The sequence below is a fragment of the Streptomyces sp. NPDC058758 genome (genome assembly GCF_042746075.1).
In the GTDB taxonomy this organism is placed as follows: Bacteria; Actinomycetota; Actinomycetes; order Streptomycetales; family Streptomycetaceae; genus Streptomyces.
In genome coordinates this window covers 180,511-206,678 of sequence record NZ_JBHYPS010000004.1, presented here as the reverse complement: position 1 = coordinate 206,678, position 26,168 = coordinate 180,511, and the positions used below count along the sequence as shown (strand labels likewise).

General features: G+C 74.9%; 22 protein-coding genes and 1 tRNA gene. 9 read left to right on the top strand and 14 right to left on the bottom strand.

Translation table 11 applies throughout. From position 1 onward, the window contains the following. Nucleotides 1-17: 17 nt before the first annotated feature. Nucleotides 18-236: a hypothetical protein gene (locus ACFW6A_RS07375; protein WP_351853393.1), complete on the top strand. Its 219-nt coding sequence runs from the start codon at nt 18-20 to the stop codon at nt 234-236. A gap of 19 nt (nt 237-255) precedes the next feature. Here ACFW6A_RS07375 and mscL read toward each other — a convergent pair whose 3' ends face one another. The 6 genes from mscL to ACFW6A_RS07345 all read right to left on the bottom strand — a co-directional run bounded on the left by mscL (nt 256) and on the right by ACFW6A_RS07345 (nt 5,990). Next, complete coding sequence (gene mscL, locus ACFW6A_RS07370) at nt 256-720, bottom strand: large conductance mechanosensitive channel protein MscL (protein WP_351853440.1); 465 nt, start codon at nt 718-720, stop codon at nt 256-258. 135 nt (nt 721-855) lie between these two features. Then, nucleotides 856-1,383 (bottom strand): hypothetical protein, encoded by a 528-nt coding sequence (locus ACFW6A_RS07365; RefSeq protein ID WP_351853396.1) that lies wholly within the window; start codon nt 1,381-1,383, stop codon nt 856-858. A 99-nt stretch (nt 1,384-1,482) separates the two neighbouring features. Further along, nucleotides 1,483-2,349: an S-methyl-5'-thioadenosine phosphorylase gene (locus ACFW6A_RS07360; RefSeq protein WP_386639243.1), complete on the bottom strand. Its 867-nt coding sequence runs from the start codon at nt 2,347-2,349 to the stop codon at nt 1,483-1,485. A gap of 180 nt (nt 2,350-2,529) precedes the next feature. Next, a complete protein-coding gene (locus ACFW6A_RS07355) occupies nt 2,530-2,835 on the bottom strand; it encodes an FmdB family zinc ribbon protein (RefSeq protein WP_386639240.1) in 306 nt (101 codons plus the stop codon). Between the two features lie 68 nt (nt 2,836-2,903). Next, entirely contained in the window at nt 2,904-4,184 is a 1,281-nt protein-coding gene (locus tag ACFW6A_RS07350) for an MFS transporter (RefSeq protein ID WP_386481701.1), read from the bottom strand. A 258-nt stretch (nt 4,185-4,442) separates the two neighbouring features. Continuing rightward, entirely contained in the window at nt 4,443-5,990 is a 1,548-nt protein-coding gene (locus tag ACFW6A_RS07345; protein WP_351853407.1) for a potassium/proton antiporter, read from the bottom strand. A gap of 281 nt (nt 5,991-6,271) precedes the next feature. Here ACFW6A_RS07345 and ACFW6A_RS07340 point away from each other — a divergent pair, with 281 nt between their 5' ends. Continuing rightward, nucleotides 6,272-9,013 (top strand): penicillin acylase family protein, encoded by a 2,742-nt coding sequence (locus ACFW6A_RS07340; RefSeq protein WP_351853410.1) that lies wholly within the window; start codon nt 6,272-6,274, stop codon nt 9,011-9,013. 33 nt (nt 9,014-9,046) lie between these two features. Here ACFW6A_RS07340 and ACFW6A_RS07335 read toward each other — a convergent pair whose 3' ends face one another. Then, nucleotides 9,047-9,643, bottom strand: coding sequence for a 5-formyltetrahydrofolate cyclo-ligase (locus ACFW6A_RS07335; protein ID WP_351853443.1), 597 nt, complete (start codon nt 9,641-9,643; stop codon nt 9,047-9,049). Between the two features lie 105 nt (nt 9,644-9,748). On the opposite strand from ACFW6A_RS07335, the gene galU reads away from it, so the two are divergent. The 7 genes from galU (at nt 9,749) to ACFW6A_RS07300 (ending at nt 15,148) form a co-directional block, all read left to right on the top strand. Next, the gene (gene galU, locus ACFW6A_RS07330; protein ID WP_351853412.1) at nt 9,749-10,660 is read left to right on the top strand and encodes a UTP--glucose-1-phosphate uridylyltransferase GalU; all 912 of its coding nucleotides are present in this window, start codon (nt 9,749-9,751) and stop codon (nt 10,658-10,660) included. Nucleotides 10,661-10,784: 124 nt separating this feature from the next. Further along, entirely contained in the window at nt 10,785-12,053 is a 1,269-nt protein-coding gene (gene glp / locus ACFW6A_RS07325; protein WP_386639431.1) for a gephyrin-like molybdotransferase Glp, read from the top strand. Between the two features lie 59 nt (nt 12,054-12,112). After that, nucleotides 12,113-12,598: a cyclic pyranopterin monophosphate synthase MoaC gene (moaC, locus tag ACFW6A_RS07320; RefSeq protein ID WP_351853416.1), complete on the top strand. Its 486-nt coding sequence runs from the start codon at nt 12,113-12,115 to the stop codon at nt 12,596-12,598. Continuing rightward, entirely contained in the window at nt 12,595-13,182 is a 588-nt protein-coding gene (locus ACFW6A_RS07315) for a MogA/MoaB family molybdenum cofactor biosynthesis protein (RefSeq protein WP_351853418.1), read from the top strand. The genes moaC and ACFW6A_RS07315 overlap by 4 nt, the downstream gene beginning before the upstream one ends. Further along, nucleotides 13,179-13,799 carry a GNAT family protein gene (locus ACFW6A_RS07310; protein WP_351853420.1) on the top strand — a complete coding sequence of 207 codons (621 nt, stop codon included), beginning with the start codon at nt 13,179-13,181 and terminating at the stop codon, nt 13,797-13,799. Before ACFW6A_RS07315 ends, ACFW6A_RS07310 begins: the two co-directional genes overlap by 4 nt. A gap of 162 nt (nt 13,800-13,961) precedes the next feature. Continuing rightward, nucleotides 13,962-14,984: a gephyrin-like molybdotransferase receptor GlpR gene (gene glpR / locus ACFW6A_RS07305; RefSeq protein WP_351853422.1), complete on the top strand. Its 1,023-nt coding sequence runs from the start codon at nt 13,962-13,964 to the stop codon at nt 14,982-14,984. Nucleotides 14,985-15,071: 87 nt separating this feature from the next. Beyond that, nucleotides 15,072-15,148: transfer RNA gene (locus tag ACFW6A_RS07300), tRNA-Ala, on the top strand. A 101-nt stretch (nt 15,149-15,249) separates the two neighbouring features. On the opposite strand, the gene ACFW6A_RS07295 is transcribed toward ACFW6A_RS07300, so the two are convergent. From ACFW6A_RS07295 to ACFW6A_RS07265, 7 genes are all read right to left on the bottom strand, one after another. Further along, entirely contained in the window at nt 15,250-16,740 is a 1,491-nt protein-coding gene (locus ACFW6A_RS07295; protein ID WP_386639234.1) for a hypothetical protein, read from the bottom strand. A gap of 319 nt (nt 16,741-17,059) precedes the next feature. After that, nucleotides 17,060-18,349: an ATP-grasp domain-containing protein gene (locus ACFW6A_RS07290; RefSeq protein WP_351853427.1), complete on the bottom strand. Its 1,290-nt coding sequence runs from the start codon at nt 18,347-18,349 to the stop codon at nt 17,060-17,062. Continuing rightward, on the bottom strand, nt 18,349-19,662 hold the full coding sequence (locus tag ACFW6A_RS07285; RefSeq protein WP_351853429.1) for an MFS transporter: 1,314 nt from the start codon (nt 19,660-19,662) through the stop codon (nt 18,349-18,351). Before ACFW6A_RS07285 ends, ACFW6A_RS07290 begins: the two co-directional genes overlap by 1 nt. Then, nucleotides 19,652-20,428: an alpha/beta fold hydrolase gene (locus ACFW6A_RS07280; RefSeq protein ID WP_351853431.1), complete on the bottom strand. Its 777-nt coding sequence runs from the start codon at nt 20,426-20,428 to the stop codon at nt 19,652-19,654. The genes ACFW6A_RS07285 and ACFW6A_RS07280 overlap by 11 nt, the downstream gene beginning before the upstream one ends. Then, nucleotides 20,425-23,403: a beta-ketoacyl synthase N-terminal-like domain-containing protein gene (locus ACFW6A_RS07275; RefSeq protein WP_351853434.1), complete on the bottom strand. Its 2,979-nt coding sequence runs from the start codon at nt 23,401-23,403 to the stop codon at nt 20,425-20,427. Before ACFW6A_RS07275 ends, ACFW6A_RS07280 begins: the two co-directional genes overlap by 4 nt. After that, nucleotides 23,400-25,550, bottom strand: coding sequence for a non-ribosomal peptide synthetase (locus tag ACFW6A_RS07270; RefSeq protein WP_386639230.1), 2,151 nt, complete (start codon nt 25,548-25,550; stop codon nt 23,400-23,402). The genes ACFW6A_RS07275 and ACFW6A_RS07270 overlap by 4 nt, the downstream gene beginning before the upstream one ends. A gap of 42 nt (nt 25,551-25,592) precedes the next feature. Beyond that, a complete protein-coding gene (locus tag ACFW6A_RS07265) occupies nt 25,593-26,165 on the bottom strand; it encodes a hypothetical protein (protein WP_351850595.1) in 573 nt (190 codons plus the stop codon). Between the last annotated feature and the right edge of the window lie 3 nt (nt 26,166-26,168).

Genomic DNA, 26,168 nt, shown 5'->3' with positions numbered 1-26,168 from the left:
GGGCGTACCCTGAAGACATGAGCACCGCCCCCGCCCACGGACCGCGAGACGCGAAGCCGAACGGCATTCGGCCGCATTCCGAAAACCGCCCGAAGCCGGCGATCGTCTTCGACGATCCGCTGGACGCGCAGTCCGCGGACGACACGGACCGCGGGTGGGGCGAGCGGCCTCCGACCGGCGGCAGCGCCGCCGACCTCGCGCGCTTCCTCGACGAGAAGCCGCCGCACCACCTCTGACGCCGGAGCGCACCTCCGGTCAGGGGGTGGAGTGCGTCCCCTTGTCGCTGCCGGGGCCGCGCTGCGCGACCAGGTGGTCGCGGATCTCCTTGAGCACCTCCAGCTCGCTGACCTCCATGGTCTCCTGGACGCCCTCCTTCGCCTTGTCGTGCGCGGCACGCTTGGCGAGGACCTTGGCCATCGGCAGGACCATCAGGAAGTAGACGACGGCCGCGGTGATGAGGAAGCTGAGGATCGCGCTGAGGACCGTTCCCCACATGATCGGGATGCCGGAGACCACGTTGCCGGCGTCGTCCACCTCGCAGGGGCCCTTGAGGCAGGACTGGTAGCTCGACAGGTCCTGGGTGCCGAAGGCGCCCACCAGCGGGTTGATGACTCCCTTGACGACCGAGTTCACGATGTTGGTGAACGCGGCGCCGATGACGACCGCCACGGCGAGGTCGATCACGTTTCCGCGCATGAGGAAGGCCTTGAAGCCCGCCATCACGCTTTCCTTCTTCGCCACCGGGGTGCCTTTCTAGGGGTGTGCTGCTGTGTGCGGAGCCATTAGGCCGTGAAGGGCGCGAGGCCGTCCAATCCGTACACACGGGACGGTGACTTGACAGCGTGTCCGTGCGAATCAGCACAGCGTCACCGCCAGTTGGGACGTGACACCGGCACCCGCCAGCGCCGTCGCGGTCGCCCGGGGCACGGACAGGACGACCAACGCCCCTCCGTCCGGGCGGGTTTCCCCCGGGCTCGGGACTTCGGCCACCCGCGCGGACCGCGCCACCACCCGCACCGCACCGCCGCCCCCGGACGGGGAGCCGACGAGCGGCGCGGCGATGACGTCCACCCGGTCGCCGGCCCGCAGCAGCCGTACGGCCTCGGCGTCCGCGATCCGCACCGGCGCGGACACGAGCCGCACCGGGGCGGCGGCGGGGGAGCGGGCGGAGGGCACCGCCACGGGACGTGACCCGGAGCCGGGCCCGCCGCCCGGTGGGGCGGCCGGCGCGGTGGCGACCAGGGCGAGCGCGGCGGCCGCGAGGAGGAGGAGCGCGCCGGGCGCCCGGCGCGGCCGGAACCGCCCGCCGCGTACGCGCAGCGGCGGGAAGTCCGGCACCTCGCAGGGGGCGGGGACGGGGGTGGGGGCGTGCGTCGTGTTCATGCGGCCAGGGTCCCGCCCCGCGCCGGATCCCGCTCCGGCCTGTGGACGGTCCACGGCCTGTGGACGACCCGCCCACTCCCACGGGCGGTTTGGGGAGCGTTACGGCAGTTCGATGCCGAGGTCCCAGCCGTCGTGGGCACGGGTGCAGAGACAGGCGCGGTCCACCGTGGCCGGGAGGGCGGCGATCGCGTCGAAGAGGACGGCGCGGAGCCGGCCGACGTTCTCGCCGAAGACGCGCAGGACCTCGGTGTGGGAGACGCCCTCGCCGGTCTCGGTGCCCGCGTCGAGGTCGGTGACGAGGGTGAGGGAGGTGTAGCAGAGGCCGAGTTCGCGGGCGAGGACGGCTTCGGGATGGCCGGTCATGCCGACGACGGACCAGCCGTTGGCTGCGTGCCAGCGGGATTCGGCGCGGGTGGAGAAGCGGGGGCCCTCGACGACGACGAGGGTGCCGCCGTCGACGGCCCGCCAGTCCCGGGCGCGGGCGGCCTTGAGCGCCGCCTGCCGCCCGTCGGGGCAGTAGGGGTCGGCGAAGGAGACGTGGACGACGTTAGGGACGGCCCCGTCGGGGCGCGGTTCGCCGTCGAAGTAGGTCTGGGCGCGGTTCTTCGTCCGGTCGACCAGCTGGTCGGGGACGAGGAGGGTGCCGGGGCCGTACTCGGGGCGCAGGCCGCCGACGGCGCAGGGGCCGAGGACCTGGCGGACGCCGACGGAGCGCAGGGCCCAGAGGTTGGCGCGGTAGTCGATCCGGTGCGGCGGGATGCGGTGGTCGCGCCCGTGGCGGGGGAGGAAGGCGACCCGCCGGCCGGCCACCTCGCCGAGGAAGAGGGAGTCGCTGGGGTCGCCGTAGGGGGTGGTGACGGGGACCTCGCGGACCTCGTCGAGGAAGGAGTAGAGGCCGGAGCCCCCGATCACGCCGATCTCGGCGTACGTGTCGTCGGCCGCGGAGCCGGAAGCGCTGCTCACCATGCCGGTCACCCTACGCACCCGCCCCGCCCCCGCCGAGACCGTGTACGCGCCGGACCCGCGCACCCCTGGCTCCTGGGCCCGCCGGCGTCCGGGCGTGCCGCTGCCCCGGCCCCCTCGTGAGGGGGCCGGGGCCGGGGTCTCGTGGTGCGCGCGGCCTCAGGCGGCCGGGGGCGAGGACGGCTACGAGGACGTCGTGGTGGTCGTGGTCGTCGACGCGGCCGGCTTCGCGTCCGAGGACGACGGGGTCGAGGAGGTGGACGTCGTGGAGGACATCGAGCTCTTCGAGGCCGGGGAGCTGCTGGACGAGGCACCGCGGCTGTCGTTCCGGTAGAAGCCGGAGCCCTTGAAGACGATGCCGACGGCGGAGAACACCTTCTTGAGGCGGCCGTGGCAGGCGGGGCACTCGGTCAGCGCGTCGTCCGTGAACTTCTGGACCGCCTCAAGGCCCTCGCCGCACTCGGTGCACTGGTACTGGTAGGTCGGCACTAGTCTTCCTCCTGGCACTCACACTCATCGAGTGCTAACGACGATCCATAGTGACGTATTCCGTCGGTTCAGTCCACCGCCACCGGCACGCGGTGACCGACACCACGTGCCGCGACCCGGCTCGCCTCGCGCGGCCTGAGCTTCCCGCGCAGGGCGACGAGCGTGACGAAGGCGAGGGCGGTGCCGGCGGCCGGGACGAGGAATCCGGCGCCGGAGCCGTGGGCGTCGGCGAGCCGGCCGGCGACCGTGACGGCCAGGGCCTGGCCGAGGGCGACGGCGCCGGTGAGCCAGGTGAAGGCCTCGGTGCGGGCGGTCGCCGGGATGAGCGTCTCGACGATGGTGTAGCCGGTGATCAGGGCCGGGGCGATGCACAGGCCGACGACGAGGCCGAGGGCGCCGAGCAGCACCACCGAGTGCGCGCTCCACAGCAGGGAGGCGGCGACGGTGAGGCCGGCGTAGCCCAGGATCAGGCGGCGGCGGGGGCCGGTCTTCCAGGCGACGGCGCCCATGGCGATGCCGGCGAGCATGTTGCCGGCCGCGAAGACGCCGTACAGCAGGCCGTTCGCGCCGGGGTTGCCGATCTCCTCGCTGAAGGCGGTGAGGGAGACCTGCATGCCGCCGAAGACGGCGCCGATGCCGAGGAAGGCGACGATCAGGACGCGGACGCCGGGGACGGAGAGCGCGGAGCGGTGCGGCTCGGCGCCGTCGCGGCCGGCCGCGGCCGACAGGCCGTGCGGCGGCTGGGTGGCGCGCTGGGCGGCGAAGAAGAGGCCGCCGAGGAGCGTCAGGGCGGCTTCGGTGATCAGACCGGCGGCGGGGTGGACGCCGGTGCACAGGGCGGTGGCGAGGACCGGGCCGACGACGAAGGTGAACTCGTCGGTGACGGACTCGAAGGCCGCGGCGGTCGGCATCAGCGGGGTGCCGTCGAGCTTGGCCGCCCAGCGGGCCCGGACCATGGGGCCTACCTGCGGGACGGAGGCGCCGGCGGGCACGGCGGCGAGGAACAGCGCCCACAGCGGGGCGCCGGCCAGCGCGAGCACGACGAGCAGCGAGACGGCGGCGGAGTGGACGAGGACGCCGGGGACCAGGACGGCCCGCTGGCCGAAGCGGTCGGCGAGCTTGCCGCTCTGCGGGGCGAAGAGCGCCATGGAGACACCGGTGACGGCGGCGACGGCGCCGGCGCTGCCGTAGGAACCGGTGGTGTGCTGGACGAGCAGGACGATGCCGATGGTCAGCATCGCGAAGGGCTGCCGGGCGGCGAAGCCGGGGAGCAGGAAGGAGAGCGCACCGGGGGTGCGCAGCAGCTGCCCGTAGCCGGGCCGCTTCTCGGAGACGACCGTGGACGCCACGGTCCTGGCCTTTCTGCCGCCTGGTAGCGCGCGGGCACGGTGGTGCCGGTCTCGCCGAGAGCTGTCCTCTTGCGCGGAACTGCGGTAGATACCGGGAGGGCCCCCTGCGGAGGGGCGCCGGCCGCCATACGGTCGCGCCAGCTCTGCGTCAGGCAGAGTTGGTTCGATCAAGTGTGCCTTCATGGTACAGGGAGGAGCGTTCTCCCGCCTGCGATTCCACTGGGAAGAACGCTCCTGACCCCGAAATAATGCCCGCGATTAACGATCCGTTCGCCCGGGGTCACCCGTCGGCGGCGCGTCCTTGCCCGTCATGGAGGCCGGCCGGTGGAAGCGGGTCGCTGTCGTGGTGACCGCCTTCCGCCCGTCCCCGGTGCCGAGCCAGCCGGCGAGCTTGCCGCCCTGGCCGACCGCGCGCAGCCGGCGCTCGGTGGCGTCGCGCACCGGGTCGGTGGCGACGACGAGCAGTTCGTCGCCCTTGCGCAGGACGGTCGCCGGCCCCGGGACGAAGCTGGCGTCGTCCCGGACGACGAGGGTGACGGCGGCGCCGGCCGGGAGGCGCAGCTCGGCGACCTCGACGCCGTGCATCCGGGAGCCCTCGGGGATGGCGACGGAGAGCAGGTGGCCGCGGAGCCGCTCCAGCGGGGCGGACTCGACGCCGAGGTCGGCGGTCCCGGCGGAGTCGCCGAGCTTCAGCGCCTTCGCCAGGTAGGGGAGGGTCGGGCCCTGGACGAGGGTGTAGACGACGACCAGGACGAAGACGATGTTGAAGATCCGCTCGCTGCCCTCGATCTGCCCCACCATCGGGATGGTGGCGAGGATGATGGGGACGGCTCCGCGCAGGCCGGCCCAGGACATGAGGGCCTGCTCCTGCCAGGGGATGCGGAAGGGCAGCAGGCTGACCAGCACTTCCATGGGCCGGGCGACCATGGTCAGGACGAGGCCGATGACGACGGCGGGCCAGAAGTCGTGGACGAGCTCGTGCGGGGTGACGAGCAGGCCGAGCAGGACGAACATGCCGATCTGGGCGATCCAGCCGAGTCCCTCGGCGAAGCCGCGGTTGGCGGGGGCGTGCGGCAGCTTGGCGTTGCCGAGGACCATCGAGGCCAGGTAGACGGCGAGGAAGCCGGAGCCGTGGGCGAGGGCGCCGGCCGCGTAGGCGGTGACGGCGATGGCCATGACGGCGATCGGGTAGAGGCCGGAGGCCGGCAGGGCGACGTGCTTGAGCCCGTACGAGCCGACGAAGCCGACCGCGAGGCCGATGGCGGCGCCGATGGCGAGCTCCAGGGCGATCGTGCCGACGAGCACGTACCAGTCGTCGACGGGCCCGGCGGAGGAGAAGGCGACGACGAGGATGACGACGGGGGCGTCGTTGAAGCCGGACTCGGCCTCCAGCACGCCGGTGACCCGGGACGGCAGCGGCACCTTGCGCAGCACGGAGAAGACGGCGGCGGCGTCGGTGGAGGAGACGACGGCGCCGATGATCAGGGCCTGCCGCCATTCCAGGCCGACGAGGTAGTGGGCGCCGGCGGCGGTGATGCCGACGGAGACGGCGACGCCGACGGTGGAGAGGACGACCGCGGCCGGCAGGGCCGGCCTGATCTCCTTCCACTTCGTGCCGAGGCCGCCCTCGGCGAGGATGACGACGAGGGCCGCGTAGCCGATGACCTGGGTGAGTTCGGCGTTGTCGAAGGCGACGTTGCCGATGCCGTCCTGTCCGATGGCGACGCCGATGCCGAGGTAGAGCAGCAGGCTGGGGAGGCCGCTGCGGGACGAGATCCGGACGGCGGCGACCGCGATCAGCAGCACCAGTGAGCTGATCAGCAGGAGTTCGTTGAGCTCGTGGACAGTCAGTGCGCCGTTCCTTCCCCTCGCACGCGCCGGATCGTTCCTCCAGCACCAGGTACTTCGTTACCTTACCTAATCTTTAACGCTTTCTTGACGCCTTCTTTGCGCTCCGGTCCTCTCCGATACGGTCATCGGACGGTCATCCGTACGGTTCCTCCCTGACACCGCGTCCAAGGCGCCCAGGCGCTGCGCCTAAGGTGGCTCCCGTACTCCAGGACCACCCTGCCCCTCGAAGGACAGCGATGCCCTCCAACACGACCGCGCCCCCCGCCAAGAAGAAAGGCAGGCGCGCCCGCCTGATCGTCCTGCTCCTGGTCCTTGCGCTGGTCGGGGCCGTCGCCTTCGGCGGCTGGTGGGGAGTCGGCACCGTCCGGGCCTCGTTCCCGCAGACCACCGGCGAGGCCCGGATCGACGCGCTCTCCGGCGATGTCGAGGTCAAGCGGGACGCCCTCGGCGTCCCGCAGATCTACGCGGACACCGAGGCCGACCTCTTCCGCGCGCAGGGCTACGTCCAGGCGCAGGACCGCTTCTACGAGATGGACGTCCGCCGGCACCTCACCGCCGGACGCCTCTCCGAGATGTTCGGCGAGGGCCAGGTCGAGACCGACGCCTTCCTGCGCACCCTGGGCTGGCGCCAGGTCGCGCAGCAGGAGTACGACAAGGTCCTGGCGCCGCAGACGAAGAAGTACCTCCAGGCGTACGCGGAGGGCGTCAACGCCTACCTGAAGGACCGGGCGCCGAAGGACGTCTCCGTCGAGTACGCGGCCCTGGCCCTCACCAACGACTACGCGATCGAGCCGTGGACCCCGGTCGACTCGGTGGCCTGGCTCAAGGCCATGGCCTGGGACCTGCGCGGCAACATGCAGGACGAGATCGACCGCTCGCTGCTCACCAGCCGGCTGACCCCGGCGCAGATCAAGCAGCTCTACCCGGCGTACCCGTACGAGCTCCACCAGCCGATCCTCGACCGCGGCACGGTCGACCCGGTGACGAAGAAGTTCGACCCGAAGGCGGGCAAGGACGACGAGGACGCCGACGGCGCCGGCACCGGCACGGGCGCGGCCGGCGGCACCGGCGGCCCGAGCGCCCAGCTCGCCGCCCTCTCCGGCCTCTCGGACGTCCTCGACCAGGTGCCCGCGCTGCTCGGCCCCAACGGCAACGGCATCGGCTCCAACTCCTGGGTCGTCTCCGGGGAGCTCACCACCTCCGGCAAGCCGCTGCTCGCCAACGACCCGCACCTCGCGCCGATGCTGCCGTCCCTCTGGTACCAGATGGGCCTGCACTGCCGCTCGGTCTCGGCGACCTGCCGCTACGACGTCGCCGGCTACACCTTCTCCGGCATGCCCGGCGTGATCATCGGCCACAACGACTCCATCGCCTGGGGCCTCACCAACCTCGGCGCCGACGTCACCGACCTCTACCTGGAGAAGGTCAGCCCCGAGGGCTACCTCGTCGACGGCAAGGTCAAGCCCTTCGACACCCGCGAGGAGACCATCAAGGTCGCCGGCGGCTCCAGCCGGACCATCACCGTCCGCTCCACCGACCACGGCCCGCTGGTCTCCGACCGCTCCTCCGAACTGGAGCAGGTCGGCCAGAAGGCCCCCGTCGGCAACTCCGCCCCCGACCGCGGCACCGGCTACGGCGTCTCCCTCCAGTGGACCGCCCTCCAGCCCGGCAAGTCCATGGACGCGATCTTCGCGCTCAACCTCGCCAAGGACTTCAAGCAGTTCCGGGCCGCCGCGAAGAACTTCGAGGTCCCCTCGCAGAACCTCGTCTACGCCGACACCAAGGGCAACATCGGCTACCAGTCCCCGGGCAAGATCCCGCGCCGCGCCACCGGCGACGGCACCGTGCCCGCCCCCGGCTGGAACTCCGCCTACCGCTGGAAGGGCTACATCCCCTTCGAGCAGCTGCCGTACGAGTACAACCCGGACCGCGGCTACATCGTCACCGCCAACCAGGCCGTGATCTCCCCGGAGCAGTACGACGACCTGCTCACCGAGGACTGGGGCTACGGCTCCCGCAGTCAGCGGATCAACGACCTCATCGAGTCGAAGACCAAGGACGGCGGCAAGATCTCGCCGGACGACATGCGGACCATGCAGACGGACAACCGCAGCGAGATCGCCACCCTGCTCAACCCGCTGCTGCTGAAGGTCGACGTCTCCGACCCGTACGTCCGCGAGGCGCAGAAGCTCCTGGAGGGCTGGGACTACACCCAGGAGCCCGACTCGGCCGCCGCCGCGTACTTCAACGCGGTCTGGCGCAACGTCCTCAAGCTCTCCTTCGGCGACAAGCTGCCCAAGGAGGTGCGCGCCGAGGGCGACTGCGTCAACGTGCGCCCGGTGGACGCGACCGGCCCGGTCGACGAGCAGAACAAGCTGGTCCGCGAGTGCGGCGAGCGCGACCCCGACTCGGCGCAGCCGGACGGCGGCGACCGCTGGTACGAGGTGGTCCGCCCGCTGCTCAAGCAGGAGAAGAGCGCGTGGTGGAACACCCCCGCCACCCGCACCGACCCGGCCACCGAGACCCGCGACCAGCTGCTCGCCCGGGCGATGAAGGACGCCCGCTGGGAGCTGACCGCCAAGCTCGGCAAGGACGTCTCCACCTGGAGCTGGGGCCGGCTGCACCAGCTGACCCTGAAGAACCAGACGCTCGGCACCGCCGGACCCGGCGTGGTCCAGAAGCTGCTCAACCGCGGCCCGTGGAACCTCGGCGGCGGCGAGGCCGCGGTCGACGCGACCGGCTGGAACGCGGCCGGCGGCTACGAGGTCATCTGGGTGCCGTCGATGCGGATGGTCGTGAACGTCGGCGACTGGGACAAGTCCCGGTGGATCAACCTGACCGGTGCCTCCGGCCACGCCTTCCACGACAACTACACCGACCAGACCGACGCCTGGGCCGAGGGCGAGCTGTACGACTGGGCCTACGGCAAGGCCGCGGTCGACGCGGCGACGAAGGACACGCTGACGCTCAAGCCGTGATCGCGGAACGGCCGGAAAGCGTCCGGCCGGTGATCACGAACGGCCGAAGCGGGTCGCCCCCTCGGGGGTGACCACCGCCTGCACGGGGTGGTCGTGCGGTTCCTCCGGGACCCGCGCGACCACCTCGTTCGCGTGCAGCAGCACCACCAGGGCCGGTTCCCTCCCGGCGCGGGCGAGCCGGGCGAGGACCCGGTCGTACGAGCCGCCGCCCCGGCCGAGCCGCATGCCGCGCGCGTCCACCGCGAGCCCCGGGAGCAGCACCGCGTCGGCCGTGCACACGGCGTCCGGCCCGAGCCGCGGGCCGGTCGGCTCCAGCAGGCCGCGGCCGGCCTTCGCCAGCGCCTCCGGCCCCTCGTAGACCGCCCAGTCCAGGTCGTTGTCGGGCAGCAGCACCGGCAGCAGGACCCGCACCCCGCGCGCGTGCAGGGCGTCGAGGAGCGCGCGGGTGCCGGGCTCGCGGCCGACCGAGACGTACGCGGCGACGGTGGCGGCCCCGGCCAGCTCCGGCAGGCCGAGGCCGTGCGCGGCCAGCGCCTCGGCGGTCCGGGCGAGCGCGTCGGGGGAGAGCGCGGCGCGCGCGTCGAGAAGTCGCCGCCGCAGGAGGGCTTTTTCGGACAAGTCCGCATTCACTTTCTGCACGGGAGATCCTCGTGAATCGTTCGTAACCGCCTTTATGGGGAGAAAGTTAATCAGAGTTACATCTTCCTCTCATTCCCCAGCAGTTAAGGTGCCTGCATGAATCAGTCGTTCCCCCGGCCCGGCCGGATCAGCAAGGCTGTCATCCCGGCCGCCGGTCTCGGCACCCGCTTCCTGCCGGCGACGAAGGCGACGCCCAAGGAGATGCTGCCGGTCGTCGACAAGCCGGCGATCCAGTACGTGGTCGAGGAGGCCGTCGCGGCCGGACTCTCCGACGTGCTCATGATCACCGGCCGGAACAAGCGTCCGCTGGAGGACCACTTCGACCGGAACTACGAGCTGGAGGAGGCGCTGCTCCGCAAGGGCGACGGCGAACGACTCTCCAAGGTCCAGGAGTCCAGCGACCTCGCCACCATGCACTACGTGCGCCAGGGCGCCCCCCGCGGCCTCGGCCACGCGGTGCTGTGCGCGGCGCCGCACGTGGGCGACCAGCCCTTCGCGGTCCTCCTCGGCGACGACCTGATCGACCCGCGCGACCCCCTCCTGGCGCGCATGGTCGAGATCCAGGAGCGCGAGGGCGGCAGCGTCGTCGCGCTGATGGAGGTCGAGCCCTCCCAGGTCCACCTGTACGGCTGCGCTGCGGTCGAGCCGACCGTCGACGGCGACGTGGTGCGGGTGACCGACCTGGTGGAGAAGCCGGAGCCGGCCGAGGCGCCCAGCAACTACGCCGTCATCGGCCGCTACGTGCTCGACCCGGCCGTCTTCGACATGCTGCGCGAGACCGAGCCCGGCCGGGGCGGCGAGATCCAGCTGACCGACGCGCTCCAGAAGCTGGCGAGCGACGAGAAGCTCGGCGGCCCGGTGCACGGCGTCGTCTTCCAGGGACGCCGCTATGACACCGGGGACCGCGGCGACTATCTGCGTGCCATTGTCAGACTCGCGTGCGAGCGTGAAGATCTGGGACCGGACTTCCGGGCCTGGCTCCGGAGATATGTCAGCGAGGAGATGTAGCACCTTGAGCAGCGACGCGGCACCGTCCCAGGACCCGCAGGACCCGCAGGACCCGCAGGACCCGCAGGACCGCGGTCACGGGCACGGACCGGGCGACCCCTGCGCGGGACCGGACCGGGCCGGCCTGTGGTCGGTCGACGAGCACCTGGCCGACATCCTGGCGACCGTCCGCCCCCTGGAGCCGATCGAGCTCCAGCTGCTCGACGCCCAGGGCTGCGTCCTGGTCGAGGACGTGACGGTGCCGGCGGCGCTGCCGCCCTTCGACAACAGCTCCATGGACGGGTACGCGGTCCGGGTCGCCGACGTCGCGGGCGCCACCGAGGAGTTCCCCGCCGTCCTCACGGTCGTCGGCGACGTCGCCGCGGGCGCCGACGGCCTGCCGGAGGTCGGCCCCGGCCAGGCCGCCCGCATCATGACCGGCGCCCCGCTGCCGCCCGGCGCCGAGGCCGTCGTCCCCGTCGAGTGGACCGACGGCGGCGCGGGCGAGGGCGCGGCCACCGGCATGCGGGCCGCGAGCAGCGCCCCGGAGGGCGCCGCGGGCGAGGTCCGGGTGCACCGCGCCGCGGAGGCCGGCGCCCACGTCCGCCGGGCCGGCAGCGACGTGGGCGCGGGCGAGCTCGCCCTCGCCGCCGGCACCGTCCTCGGGCCGCCGCAGATCGGCCTGCTCGCCGCGATCGGCCGGGGCACGGTCCGGGTCAGGCCCCGCCCCCGCGTGGTGGTCCTCTCCACCGGCAGCGAACTCGTCCAGCCCGGCGAGGAGCTGGGCCCCGGCCGGATCCACGACTCCAACAGCTTCGCGCTCGCCGCCGCCGCCCGGGACGCGGGCGCCCTCGCCTACCGGGTCGGCGCGGTCGCCGACGACGCCGAATCGCTCCGCGCCGCCATCGAGGACCAGCTCATCCGGGCCGACCTCCTCGTCACCACGGGCGGCGTCAGCGTCGGCGCCTACGACGTGGTGAAGGAGGCCCTGACCGCCGACGGACAGGTCGACTTCCGCAAGCTCGCCATGCAGCCGGGCAAGCCGCAGGGCTTCGGCGCGATCGGCGCCGAGCAGATCCCGCTCCTCGCCCTGCCGGGCAACCCGGTCTCCTCGTACGTCTCCTTCGAGCTCTTCGTCCGGCCGGCCATCCGCGCCCTGATGGGCCTGGCCGACCTGCACCGCCCGGTCGTCCGCGCCACCCTGAAGGCCGACGCCCCGCTCTCCTCCCCGGCCGGCCGGCGCCAGTACCTCCGGGGGGCGTACGACGCCGAGTCCGGCACCGTCACCCCCGTGGGCGGCGCCGGCTCCCACCTGATCGCCGCCCTCGCCCACGCGGACTGCCTGCTCGTGGTCCCGGAGGACCGCACCGCCGCCGGCCCGGGGGAGGAGCTGGACGTGGTCCTCCTCGGCTGAGGGGGGCCGGGCGGGGGTACGGTGTGTCGTCCCACACAGCGACCGGGAGTGTCACGGCGATGAGCACGCAGCAAGGCCTCACCCACATCGACGAGGCGGGCGCCGCCCGCATGGTCGACGTATCGGCGAAGGACGTCACCTCCCGCACGGCGCGCGCCAGCGGACGCGTGCGCGTCTCGCCGCGCGTGATCGAGCTGCTGCGCGGCGAGGGCGTGCCGAAGGGCGACGCCCTGGCGACCGCGCGGATCGCCGGGATCATGGGCGCGAAGCGGACCCCCGACCTCATCCCGCTCTGCCACCCGCTGGCGGTCTCCGGCGTGACGCTCGACCTCACGGTCGCGGACGACGCCGTGGAGATCCTGGCGACCGTCAGGACCACCGACCGCACCGGCGTCGAGATGGAGGCGCTCACCGCCGTGTCGGTGGCGGCGCTGACCGTCGTGGACATGGTGAAGGCGGTCGACAAGGGCGCGGTCATCTCCGACGTGCGGGTGGAGGAGAAGACCGGCGGCAAGTCGGGCCACTGGACCCGGGACGACGCGTGACGCGCGGCGGCCGGGTCGCGGGCGCGCACGAGCACGAGCACGGGCACGCCGCGGGGAAGCCCTCCGGAGCCCCCCTGCCCACGCCGTACGCGGCGCTCGTCGTCACCGCCTCCAACCGGGCCTCCGCCGGGGTCTACGAGGACAAGGGCGGCCCGCTGATCGTCGCGGGGCTGCGCGCGCTGGGCTTCGCGGTCGACGGGCCGCAGGTCGTCCCGGACGGGGCGCCCGTCGAGGCGGCGCTGCGGGCCGGGATCGCGGCCGGGTACGACGTGATCCTCACGACCGGCGGCACCGGCATCTCGCCGACCGACGAGACGCCCGAGGTCACCGCCCGGGTCCTGGAGCGGCACGTCCCCGGCATCCCGGAGGCGATCCGGGCGTACGGCCGGGAGAAGGTGCCGACGGCGGCGCTCTCGCGCGGCCTCGCCGGGGTCGCGGGCGGCACGCTGATCGTGAACCTGCCGGGGTCGACCGGCGGGGTGCGGGACGGGCTCGCCGTCCTGGAGCCGCTGCTGCGGCACGCCGTGGACCAGATCCGCGGCGGCGACCACCCGAGACCGGCGGAAGCGGGCCCGGCGTCATGATCGCGGCCTGGCCGGCCGTCCTCGCCGACGGAGACGTGGTGCTCCGCCCGATAAGGATGCGCGACCAGCGGGAGTGGCGGGAGGTGAACCGCCGCAACCGCGAGTGGCTGCGCCCCTGGGAGGCGACGGTGCCGCCGCCCGCGCCGGGCATGCCGCCCGCGCAGCGCCCCACGTACCGTCAGATGGTGCGCCACCTGCGGTCGGAGGCGAACGCGGGCCGGATGCTGCCGTTCGTCATCGAGTACCGGGGCCGGATGGCCGGGCAGCTGACCGTCGCGGGGATCACCTGGGGGTCGATGTGCTCGGGGCACGTGGGCTACTGGGTGGACAGCGAGGTCGCCGGGCGCGGGGTGATGCCGACGGCGGTGGCGCTCGCCACGGACCACTGCTTCCGCGTGGTGGGGCTGCACCGCATGGAGGTGTGCATCCGGCCGGAGAACGGCCCCTCGCGCCGGGTGGTGGAGAAACTCGGCTTCCGCGAGGAGGGGTTGCGGCCGCGCTATCTGCACATCGACGGCGCCTGGCGGGACCATCTGGTCTTCGCGCTGACCGCGGAGGAGGTTCCGGAGGGGCTGCTCGCCCGCTGGCACCGGACGCGCCGCAGGGACGCCGCATAGCCGCTCGATCGCACAATTCATATAACTGTTCGAATTCCAGTGGCATATGAACACCGATCGATCTGAACAATCACAAAAAAGTTCAGTGATATCAGCCAGATCGTGCGACACACCGGGCCAATTGGCCGATGGCCCGTCGCGAACCCCTCTACCGTGTGAGGCGTGAGCAGCAGCGGCCTCATCTACGCAGTCATCGTCGGGGCCTGGGCCGCCTACCTGGTGCCGATGTGGCTCCGCAGGCAGGACGAGCTGAACGAGGCCCGTCCGACGGAACGCTTCAGCACCGCCATCCGGCTCCTTTCCGGACGGGCGGGCATGGAGCGCCGGTACGCCAAGGAGCTCCGCGAGCGGGACCGTACGGCCCCGGAGGCGGCGACCGACGTGGACCCGGACGCGGCGACCGAGCAATTGGGCTCGGTCGACGTCCGGGCCTTCTCCGCGCCTCCGGCCAGGACCGAGGCGCGCCTCGAACTCCCCGAGCCGGCACCGGAACCCGCGCCGGAGGCCGCCCAGGCCCCCCGCTCCGCCGCCGAGCGGGCCCGCCGCGGCAAGGCCCTGGCGCGCCGCCGGCGCACCACGATCGTGCTCTTCTCCGCCTTCACCCTCGGCGCCGTCGTCGCCGCCGTCGGCGGCATCGCCTTCCTGTGGGCGCCCGGCGTGCCCGCCGTGCTGCTCAGCGCCTACATCGTCCACCTGCGCGGACAGGAGCGCCGCCGCTTCGTCTACGTGATGGACCGGCGGCGCGCCGAGGCCGCCGCCGCCCGGCTCCGCGAGAGCCGCCGGGCCGCCGCGCCGGCGCCCGAGCCGGAGCCCTCGCCCGCCCAGCCGGTCTCCCCGCAGGAGGCCGACCGGCGCGCGCTGGTCGAGCAGACCGACCACGCCGAGTGGGTGGACCAGCAGCGCGAGCGCGGCCCGGCTCGCGGCGACAGCTGGGACCCGGTGCCGGTGCCGCTGCCCACCTACGTGACCGCGCCGGTCGCCCCGCGCGCCTCCAACGGCGTGGACGTCACCGACCCGGAGACCTGGAGCGCGGCCCGCTCCTCCACCGCCGCCGAGCAGCCCCCGGCCGCCTCGCCGGCCCCCCGCCGCCGCCCGGCCCCGCCGCGCCGCGGCCGGGACCGCGGCCGCACCCCGCTCTTCGACCAGTACGCGGAGGAGGACCGCCCCCGTGCCGCCAACGAATGAGGGCGGTGCGGCGGGCCCGCGCCTGACCTGCGGCGGAAGCGATTTTTCTTCTCGCCGATCGAGGTGCTAATGTTTCACACGTCGCAGGGGCCTGTGGCGCAGTCCGGTAGCGCACCTCGTTCGCATCGAGGGGGTCAGGGGTTCGAATCCCCTCAGGTCCACCAGCGGCCGTTCTCGAGTCAGCTCGGGAATGGTGACGAGATCCCGTCCGATCGCAAGATCGGGCGGGATCTCGTCGTTTCGGGCCCGCGGTCACGGCGGCCGGTCAGGGCGTGCGCCGCTCGTACACCGTCACCCTCCGGCCGCGGACCTGCTCGTCGGCCACCGGCCGGAAGTGCTCCCGCAGCGTCGAGAGCTTGGCCCCGTCCCGCGCCGAAACCGCCGGCCCCGACGCGTCCCCCGCGTCGGTGACGAGGATGACGCGCTGCCGGGCGAGCATCTCGGTCCGGATGCGCGCGGCGTCCCACTCCACCCCCTTCAGCGTGCCGGAACGTTCCGGCGTCTCCTTCAGGGCGATGTCCCGCAGGCCCGCGAACGCCTCGGGCGAGACCGACCAGGTGTCCCGCCGCGCCGCCGGGACGAACAGCACGGCGTCGCCGGGCCTCTTCCACCGCTCCACCTGCGCCGCGGGCGCCAGGACGTCGTCCACCCGGCTCTGCGGCGAGCGCTTCGCGAGCGACTGCGGAAGCAGGACGACCGAGGCGACGGCGACCGCGCAGGGAAGGACCCGGCGCGCGGCGGACCGCGACCGCCGCCGTACCGCCTCCACGAGCGCGCCGAGAACGACACCGGCCATCAGGGCCGTGCCCAGGAGGCTGAACAGCACGTAGCGGTCCACGAAGAGCGGCTTGAACAGCGAGATCCCGACGAGGCCGAGCTGTGGGACCGCGAGGAGGGGCAGCCCGACGGCCGTCACCGAGAGCCGTCCCGCCCGGGGCCGGTCCAGCAGGGCCCCGGCGCCGGCGAGGGCGAGCAGGACCGCCGGTCCGATCAGCACGTGCCAGGTCAGCGGCGGGATCCAGGACACCTGCCCGGACTGGGTACGGCTGAAGAGGACCAGCGGCGCGGCGCCCGCCGTCGCCGCCGCGGACGCCGCGGTCCAGCGGACCCACGTCCCGCGCCCCGCCCGGGCCCGCGCCAGGGTCGCCAGGTGCGCGGGCAGGATCAGCAACGAGAGCCAGTTCAGGAGGGCGCACACCAGGACCGCGCAGCCGTAGGCGGTCCAGTGCCCCCACCGGTTCCGCCGCTCCTGGAGCATCGCCACCAGCAGCAGCGTCGAGAGCCCGGAGCCCGCCGCCACCAGGGCGTACGGACGGCCCTCCTGGAGGTGGAACTGCACGGAGGGGATCAGTCCGAACGCGAGGCCTCCGCCCAGGCCCACCGCGCTCCCGGAGAGCCGCCGCCCGATCTCCGCCACGCACGCCGCTCCCACCGCGACCGCCGGCACGGAGGGCAGCCGCAACACCGTGGTCGAAGGGCCGAAGCACTCGAACAGGGCGTGCATGAACAGGTAGGAGAGGGAGTGGACGACGTCGACGTGCTCCAGCATGCGCGTGATGTCGCCGGTGGACCGCAGGGCGACCTGCCAGGTCGCGGCTTCGTCCCGCCAGACGCTGTCCTCCCGCGAAAGCCCCCACAGGCCGAGCGCGACGGTCCACAGGAAGGGGACGAGCCATACGGGAGCGCAGGGCCGGGAACGGAGACCGCCGGGTTTCGTCACAGACGGTCGCCCCCTGACCGGTCGAATCCGCCTCATTCGTTCGCACGGTGTGGTGCGCGGCGCGGTCGCGAGCCTATGGCGGCGGTTTCCCCGCCCCGCCCGCCGTACGGAGGCGGCCTACTGGGGCATTTTCAGGGCGGTTTGACGCAGTTTCAGGCGAGATCGCCCGGTTCTCGGGCTCCGGTTCGGTGGCCGGGTTCGCGCCAAGACGGCTTCGAAAACGGCGCGAACGCACGGGAGACGAGGTGAAGGGATTCGAGAGTTCCGGTACGAGTCCGTCAAGTCGAACGGGAACGGCCGGCATCCCCTCCCGCCCGGAGCGCACGGCGATCCGGGCGGGCCGGGACGTTCCGCGTCAGACGTGGTCGCGCTCCGGCGGGGTGACGTGGAAGACGAGGGAGAGGGCGTCCAGTTTGGCGCGCACCTTCGTCACCGCCTCCTCGGCCGTGGGGGCCGAGGCCCGTGCGCGGACGACCCGGGCGAAGGAGCCGGCCAGGCCGGTCAGGCCGGAGCCGGGGGTGAGGAGGACCGTCACGTCCGGGTCCGTGCTCTCGCCGCCGGCCAGCCCCATGAAGGTGCCGGTGACCTCGGGGGCCGTGTACCAGACGGCCTCGCAGCGCGGCTCCCGGTCGCTCTCCAGGACGGCGCGGACCTCGGGCAGCACCTTCTCGCCGGTCGCCTGCCGGGTCTGGAGGTCGATCATGTCGACGCCGGTCGCGTCCTTGGCCAGGTTGAAGATCTCGTCGCCGCCGACCCGCAGGTGCGTCTCGATGACCCGCGGGCCGTCCCCGGTGAGGACGACCTCCGTGTGCGTCGGGCCGAACTCCACGCCCAGCGCGTCCAGCACCCGCACCACGTGCGCGTGGACCGCCTCCCGGTCCGCCGGGTCCAGCGGCGCCGGCAGGACGTGGCCGAGCTCGACCATGCCGCGCGGGTCGGAGTACTTGCGGGTGACGGCCACCACCACGTGCTCGCCGGCCTCCGAGAAGGCCTCGACGCTGTACTGGGCTCCGCTGTGGAACTCCTCGGCCAGCACGCCGAGCCGGCTGATGCCGGGGAAGTCGCCGGCAGCCGTGCGGAACGCCTCCGCCGCCTCCTCGGGCGTGTGGACCAGGGTGACGCCGAAGCTCGCGGTGCCCGCCACCGGCTTCACGATGAACGGGTAGCCGGCCCGCTCGCCGAAGGCCCGCAGGTCGTCCTCGCCGAAGGCGCGGGCCGCCGCGGTGTCCTCCACGCCCGTCTCGCGCAGCCGCTCCCGCATCAGGCCCTTGTCCTGGACGAGCCGCACCGTCTCCGGGCGGTGGGTGGCCACGCCGAGGGCCTCGCCGACGGCCGCGGCCCGGTCCTGGTCCTGCTCCCAGAAGGCGGTGATCCGGGTCACCGGGTCCAGCGCGTGGACCGTGCGGGCCAGGGCGACGACCTCCTCGACGGGCGCGTCCTGGCGCACCGCGAGCACCCGCAGGAAGCCCTCGGCGGAGGGCAGGGCGGTGAGCGCCGCGAGATGCTGGGGACGGCACACCACGGAGAAGCGGGCCGCCGGGTCGAGCTCCCGGAGGCGGGCGGCGTGGTCGAGGCGGGGACCGACGGCGAACAGCAGGTAGTGCTCGGCCGGTTCGGTGACGGAGACCTGCTCGGGTGCGGACATCAGACGAGGGCCCTCTCTGGGGTGGGTGCGGTGGTCGGGGGGTGCGCCGGACGGGCGCCGGCCGCGGCGGGGCGGGCCGCCGCCGCGAACACGGCGGTCGCGGCGGTGAAGAGCCCGGCCAGGACGAGCCAGCCGAGCGGGCCGGACGGCAGGACGAAGGCGGTCATCAGGACGGGGCCCGCGATCAGCTGGGCGCTCATGCCCATGCTGAACACGGACAGGTACTGCGGGCGGGACGCCGGCGGCGCCATCTCGTAGGACAGCTCCCAGGCGGAGACCGCGTGCAGGTTCTCGCCGACGGTCAGCGCGGTCACCGCGAGGACGACGGCGCCGAGCGCGACGGCGAGGCCGCGGCCGTCCGCCGCGGCGAAGAGCAGGCAGGCCGCCACCAGCGCCAGCCAGGCCGGCCACAGCAGGCGCAGCGCGCCCGCCGCGTCGGAGGCGAGCCGGGCCACGTACACCTGGAGCACCACCGTCAGCACCGTGTTGACGGCGAGGACGACGGAGGCGGTGCCGGACGGCAGGCCCTCCTGGCGGGCGGTCCACAGCGGGACGAGGACGAAGAGGACGGAGTCGTTGAGGAGGAGGACGGCGTTGGCGGCCGCCGCCGCGAGGAAGCGGCGGTCACGGTAGGGGGAGCCGTGCGCCTCGGCCACGGGCGCCCCGGCCACGGGCGTCTCGGACGCGGGCGCCCCGGACGCGGGCGCCGGCGGCTTCTCCGCGGCGGGACCGGAGAGCCGGCGGGCGCGCAGGACCAGCAGGGCGACGGCGGTGAAGGCGGCGGCGTTGGCGACGAACAGGGCGGTGAAGGCGGACCGTTCGCGGGTGGCCTGGACGACCGCGGCGAGCAGGAAGCCCGCCGTCATCCCGATGTTGGCGACCGCGCGCAGGGCGGCCATGGTGCGGGTCCGCCGCTCGGGCGGCTCCAGCTCGCCCACGACGACCTGGAGCAGCGGGATCGCGGCCCGGGTGGCCACGGTCACCACGCAGGTGACGGCCAGGTAGCCGGCGAGGCCGTCGACCGCGGCGTACGCGAGGAAGCCCGCCGCCCGGACGAGGGTGAGGCCCACGTACACGGGGAGCGCGCCGAGGCGTCCGGCGAGGGAGCCGAAGGGCGCCGGGGCGAGCAGGCCGAGGACGTTGGCGGCGGTGAGGACGCCGCCGACGGCGACGGCGGGGATGCCCACCGTCCCGACGAAGTAGAGCGTCGCGGCGGCGAGGAAGAGGCCGACGGCCGTCGCGTCCACGGCGGCGGCGAGGGCGACGATCCGGCCGCCGCGGGACTCCGGCAGCAGCGCGGCGCTAATCCGCACGGGGCACCTCCGCCGAGGCCAGCAGGCCGAACGGCGGCCGGTCGGCGAGGTAGAAGTGGTCGCCGGGGACGGTGTGGTGGCGGAAGGGCCCCGAGGTGACGGCGGACCAGGCCGCCGCGTGCCCGGCGCCCACCTGCGGGTCGGCGTCCCCGGCGATCGCGGTGACCGGGCAGCCGAGGAGCGGCTCGGGCCGGTGGACGTACCGGTCGAACATCCGGAAGTCGGCGCAGACGTACGGCAGGACCAGCTCGCGGAAGTCGGGGTCGGCGAGGAGTTCGGCGTCGGTGCCGCCGAGGGCCAGCAGGGCGTCGGCGATGGCGTCGTCGTCCATCGCCGAGGTGTCCTGCCCGTCGTCGGGGCGGGCCAGCTGCGGGGCGCGGGCCCCGGAGGCGTACAGGTGGCGGACGGGGACGCCGCGGCCTTCGAGGAGGCGGGCCGTCTCGTACGCCACGACGGCGCCCATGCTGTGCCCGAGGAGGACCAGCGGGCGGTCGGCGAGACGCTCCAGCTCGCCGGCGACATCGGCGGCGAGCGCCGGCAGGTCGGTGGGCGGGGGCTCGGCCAGGCGGGCCGCGCGGCCGGGGTAGCAGACGGCGTACAGCTCGTACCCGGGCAGGTGCGCGTCCCAGCGGCCGAAGAAGGAGGCGGAGCCGCCGGCGTGCGGGAAGCAGACCAGGCGGGCGGCGGCTTCGGGCCGGGGCGTGCCGCGGCGCAGCCAGCGGGAGGCGGGGGTCGTCGGGGCGGGGGGCGTCGGCGTGGGGGTCATGCGCGGTCTCCGGAGAGGAGCAGGGAGGCGGCGAGCGCGGTGTGCTCGGCCAGGGTCGGGCCGGTGAGCAGGGAACGGACGGGGACGCGGACCCCGAGGTCCTCGCCCAGGCGGTGGGCGAGCCGGACGACGAGGAGGGAGTCGCCGCCCAGGTCGAAGAAGTCGGCGTCGGGGGTGAGGCCGGTCCGGCCGAGGAGTTCGGTCCAGCGGGCGGCGACCAGCTCGCCGGGGGTGCGGTCCGGGACGGCGGCGGACCCGGCGCCGGGCTCGGGCCCGGGGCCGGCCGCCGGTGCGGGGGCCGGGGGCGTGGTGCTCGCCGGCGGGGCCGTGCGGACGGCGGCGGCCGGGGCGAGGAGGCGGGGGCCGGCGAAGGGGTAGCCGGGCAGGTGGGCCGGCCGGCCCGGCCGGGTCAGCGCGGCGGGGTCCAGCGGCAGTCCGGCGGCCCACAGGGCGCCGAGGGCGGCCAGGACGCCCTGCCGGCCGCCGAGCGGGACGGCGGTGAGGCCGGCGGCGACCGCCATGCCGCTGAGCGCCTGCCCGGGGCCGGCCTCGACGCACACCGCGTCGGGGTGGGCGCGGGCGACGGCGGCCAGGCCGTCGGCGAACCGGACGGTGCCGCGGGCCTGTTCGGCGAAGGACCGGGCGGTGACGGCGGACCCGGCGGGCAGCAGGGCGCCCGTCGCGTTCGACACGTACGGCACGGCGGGCCGGCCGAGCGGCACCCGCGCGGCGGCCTCCTCGATCCGGGGGACGGCCGGGTCGAGCAGGCCGGTGTGGAAGGCGTGGCTGGTCCGCAGCACCCGGACCCGCTCGGCGCCGTCGAGCGCCGCGGCGAGGGCCTCGACGGCCCCGGCCGGTCCGGCGAGCACACAGCTCTCCGGGGTGTTGACGGCGGCGAGCTCCAGGCCGTGCGCGGCGGCCAGCTCCCGGGCCCGGTCCTCGCCCACGGCGAGCGAGGCCATCGCGCCGGGCGGGCAGTCTCCCATGGCCCGGCCGCGCGCGGTCACCAGCGCGAGGGCGTCGGAGAGCCCCAGCACTCCGGAGAGCGCGGCGGCCGTGAACTCGCCGAGGCTGTGCCCGGCGAGCGCCACCGGGGCGACGCCGAGCCCGCCGAGGGCGGTGGCCGCCGCGTACTCGACGCAGAAGAGGGCGACCTGGGCGAGTTCGGTGCGCTCCAGCTCGGCGGCCGGGAACCCGGGGTCGTACAGGGCGGCGCGCACCCGGGCGGTCGGTCCGTCGGCCAGCCGCGCCAGGCAGTCGTCGAGGGCGGCGGAGAAGCCGGGCAGGGCGTCGGCGAACGGGCGGGCCATGCCGGGGTACTGGCTGCCCTGGCCGGGCAGCAGGAGGACCACGGGCGGCGCCGTCCGGCCGACGGCCCGCCCGGCCGCGGTCCCGCGCAGCCGCTCGGCCAGCTCGGCGCGGGTGCGGCCGGCGACGGCGGCGCGGTACGGGAGGGGGGCGCGGCCGGCGGCGAGGGTGCGGGCGGTGTCGGCGAGCGGCACGGACGGGGCGTCCGGCAGCCAGGCGGCGAGCCGGTCGGCCGAGGCGCGCAGCGCGTCCGGGGTGGCCGCGGAGAGCACGAGCAGGTGCTCGGGGCCGTCGGCGTCCTCCTCGGCGGCGGGGCCGGCCGGGGCGGGGGCCTGTTCGACGACGACGTGCGCGTTGGTGCCGCCGATGCCGAAGGAGCTGACGCCGGCCCGGCGCGGGGCCCCGGCCCCGTCCCAGTCGAAGCCGGAGGACGGGACGCGCAGCGGCGAACCTGCGGTCTCCAGGAGCGGGTTGAGGGCCCGGAAGCCGGTGACGGGCGGGACCTTGCCGTCCCGGACCACCAGCAGGGTCTTGATGAGCGAGACGAGGCCGGAGGCGGCGTCGAGGTGCCCGATGTTCGCCTTGACGGCGCCGACGGCGATCCGGCCCGGGGCGGCGCCGAGTTCGCGCAGCACCGACGAGGCGGCCGACCACTCGATCGGGTCGCCGACGCGGGTCCCGGTGGCGTGCGCCTCCAGGTAGCCGAGGGTGTCGGCGCCGACGCCGGCCGCGGCGAGCGCGGCCCGGATGACGGCCTCCTGGCCGGTGGCCGACGGCGCCTGGTAACCGGCCTTGGCCCGGCCGTCGTTGTTGACCGCCGACCCGATGAGCACGCCGTGGGGCGTGCAGCCGGCCTCGACGGCGTCCTCGTACCGGCGCAGCACGACGGCGGCGACGCCGGAGCCCGCCAGGGTGCCGTCGGCCTCGGCGTCGAAGGGGCGGCAGGCGCCGGTGGCGGACAGGATGCCGCCGGGCAGGTGGACGTGGCCGAGCTGCGGGAAGTCCACGGCGGCGGCCACCACCACGGCCTGCTCGCACTCGCCGTTGAGGAGCGCCTGCACGGCCAGGTGGACGGCGACGAGCGAGGAGGAGCAGGCGGTCAGCACGGTGAGCGCGGGCCCGGTCAGGCCGAGCCGGTAGGCGATCCGGGTCGCCATGTAGTCGGGCTCGTTGGCGCGCAGGGCCTCCTCGACGCCGGCCGCGTCCAGGGTGTTCGAGGTGAGCATGGCCCGCAGGTAGGCGCTGCTGCTGGCGGAGGCGTAGACGCCGGTCACCCGCTCCTCGCGGGTGGGGTCGCAGCCGGCGTCCTCCAGGGCCCGCCAGGCGGTCTCCAGCATCAGCCGCTGCTGGGGGTCCATGAGCGCGGCCTCGCGCGGGCTGATGCCGAACAGCTCGTGGTCGAAGCGGTCGGCGTCCGCGAGCAGGCCGCGGACCGGGACGTAGTCGGGGGAGTCCACGACGGCGGGGCTCTCGCCCGCCGCGAGCAGGGCCTCCCGGTCCAGCCGGGTGGTGAGGACCTCGCCGCGCAGCAGCGCCCGCCACCAGGTGTCGACGTCGGGGGCGCCGGGGAAGCGGCCGGCCATGCCGGTGACGGCGACGTCGAGGGAGCGGTCGCGGCCCTCGGGGCCGTACGCCTCCCGGTCCTCGGCGGGGTGCGGGGCGGTCATCGGGCGTCTCCCTGCGGCACGCGGCGGCGGCGGGCGCGGGCGGCGCGCTCGCGGCGGGCCCGCTCGGCGCGGAGGTCGGGGCCGGCGCCGGCGGCGGGGCCCGCGGCGGCGCCCGCGCGGATCAGTTCGGCCTGGGCCCGGACGGTGGAGCCCCGGAAGAGGTCCACCACGGAGAGCCGGACGCCGGTGCGGCGTTCCAGGGCGTCCTGGAGCCGGATGACGAGGAGCGAGTGGCCGCCGAGGTCGAAGAAGTTGACGTCGGCCGGGACGGTCTCGACGGCCAGCACCTCCGCCCAGGCATCGGCGACCGGGGCGAGCGCGTCGCCCCCGGAGGCCGGGGCCGGAGTGGGGGCAGGAGCGGCGGCCGGGACCGGGGCGGCGGCCGGGGCCGGGGCAGCGGCCGGGGCCGGGGCGGGCCGTTCCGTGAGCAGGGCCGTGAGGGCGGCCCGGTCGGCCTTGCCGTTGACGGTGACCGGGAAGGCGTCCATCGCCCGCAGCACGGCGGGGACGGCGGCCTCCGGCAGCGTCTTCGCGAGGCGGGCGCGGAGGTCCGGGAGACCGGACGGGTCGTCGGTGACGACGAAGCCGGCGAGCCGGGCGCCGTCCGGGTCCGGCACCACCACGGCCTCGCGGACGCCGGGGCAGCCGCGCAGCGCGGTCTCGACGGCGCCCAGCTCGACGCGGTGGCCCCGGATCTTCACCTGGCCGTCGCGGCGGCCCAGGAACTCCAGGGTGCCCTCCGCGCTCCAGCGGACCAGGTCCCCGGTGCGGTACATCCGTGCCGTGCCGCCCTCGAAGGGGTCGGGCACGAAGACGCGCGCGGTGGCCTCGGGGCGGCCCGCGTAGCCGTGGGTGACGCCCGCGCCGCCGATGTGCAGTTCGCCGGTGACGCCCGGCGGCACGAGGCGGCCCGCGTCGTCCAGGACGTAGAGCAGGGCGCCGGGAACCGGGCCGCCGATGTCCACGGGCTCGCCGGGGCGGCAGCGGCGGTAGCTGGCCCAGACGGTGCACTCGGTCGGACCGTACTCGTTGACGAGCTCGGCGGACGGGCCGAGGACGGCGGCGTGGCGGCGCAGCAGCGCCTCCGGCAGCGCCTCGCCGGCGGTGACGACGGTGGTGAGGGAGGCCAGGCGGGCCGGGCCGGTGCGCTCGGCCGCGGCGAGCAGCGCGTCGTACAGCGAGGGCACGCACAGCAGGTGGCTGACGGAGTGCCGCTCGACGAGGGCGACGAGCGCCTCCGGGTCGCGGTACTCGTCGGGGCCCGCGACGACGAGCCGGCCGCCCGCCGTGAGGGTGCCCCACAGGCCGGCGACGGAGGAGTCGAAGGCGAGCGGGGAGAGCAGCAGGAAGACGGGCTCGCCGGGGTAGACCTCGCGGCGGGCGGCGGTGGAGGCGGCGAGCTGGGCGTGCCCGACGACGACCCCCTTGGGGGCGCCGGTGCTGCCGGAGGTGTAGATCAGGTACGCCTCGTCCCCGGCGGCCGGTCCGTCGCCCGCCGGCGCGCCGTCCGCGGTCCCGTCCGGGCCGGTGCCCCCGCGCAGACCGGGGGCGTCGGCGACGACGACGGGGGCGGAGCCCAGGCGGTCGCCGAGCCGGCCGGTGACGAGGGTGGCGGTGACGCCGGCGTCGGCCAGGAGCGTGGCGATCCGCTCGTCGGGATGGGAGGGGTCGACGGGGACGTAGGCGGCGCCGGCCCGCAGCGTGCCGAGCACGGCGGCCACCATCGCGACCGACCGGTCGGCGAGCACGCCCACCCGGTCGCCGGGGCGGACCCCGGCGTCGGCGAGCCGGGCCGCGATCCGGCCCGCCCACGCCTGGAGGGAGCCCCGGTCCACGGCGTCGTCGCCGCAGACGACGGCGGGACGGCCGGGGCCGGCCGCGGCGAGGGCGGCGACCGTGTGGTGGACCGGCGGGAGCGGTCCGGCCGGCAGCGCGGAGCCCCGGCCGAGGCCGAGCAGCCGCCGCCGTTCCCCGGCGTCGGGGAGCGGCGGCCCGCCGGCCGCCGGGCCGGCGGCCGGGTCCGGGCCGGGGGTCGCCGCCGCCGGGGTGGCGGTCGGCGCCTGCGGGCCGGTGCGGCGGGCGGGGGACTCGGCGCGGGTGCCCCCGTCGGGGCGCGGGGCCAGGCGGGCGGCGGACGGCGATGACATCGGTGCTCCTTCGGTGGCGGCGGGGGACGCGGGCGGCGGGGGTCAGTCGGCCAGCGTCATCGTGAGGTGGATGCGGTCGGTGCCACCGGCGTTGTAGGCGGAGTGGTGCCGGAGGGTGTTGAGGATGTGGATCCGGCCGTCGGTCGGCACGTGGTACGTGTGGCCGCTGCGGAAGAGCAGCCGGCTGTCCTCGTTGGTGGTGATGGCGATGTGCGCGACGCGGGAGTGGTCGGTGTGCATGTGGTAGATCTCGCCCGGGTGCAGGGTGACGAGGCGCATCCGGCCGGCGCGGAACGGCAGCAGGCGGTGGATCTCCGCGAAGTAGGTGTCCTTGAGCGCCTCGTTGAAGAAGGCGAACTCGCGCTCCTCGAAGTTCTTCTCGCCGGTGGTCTGGTCGAACTGGCCGTTGCCGGCGTCGCGCCAGACGTCCTCGGCGCCCGCCCGGTGGGTCAGGCCGAGGCGGCGCAGCTTGTCCTCGGGGCGGCCGGAAGGGGCGTCCGGCACCCGCTCGACGTACTGCTCCCAGGCGCGGACGATCTCGGCGTGGTCGAGCCGGACGGACTCGACGATCTCGACGAGGTCCCGGTCGAGGGTGGTGAGGGTGGGCGTGGCCATGGG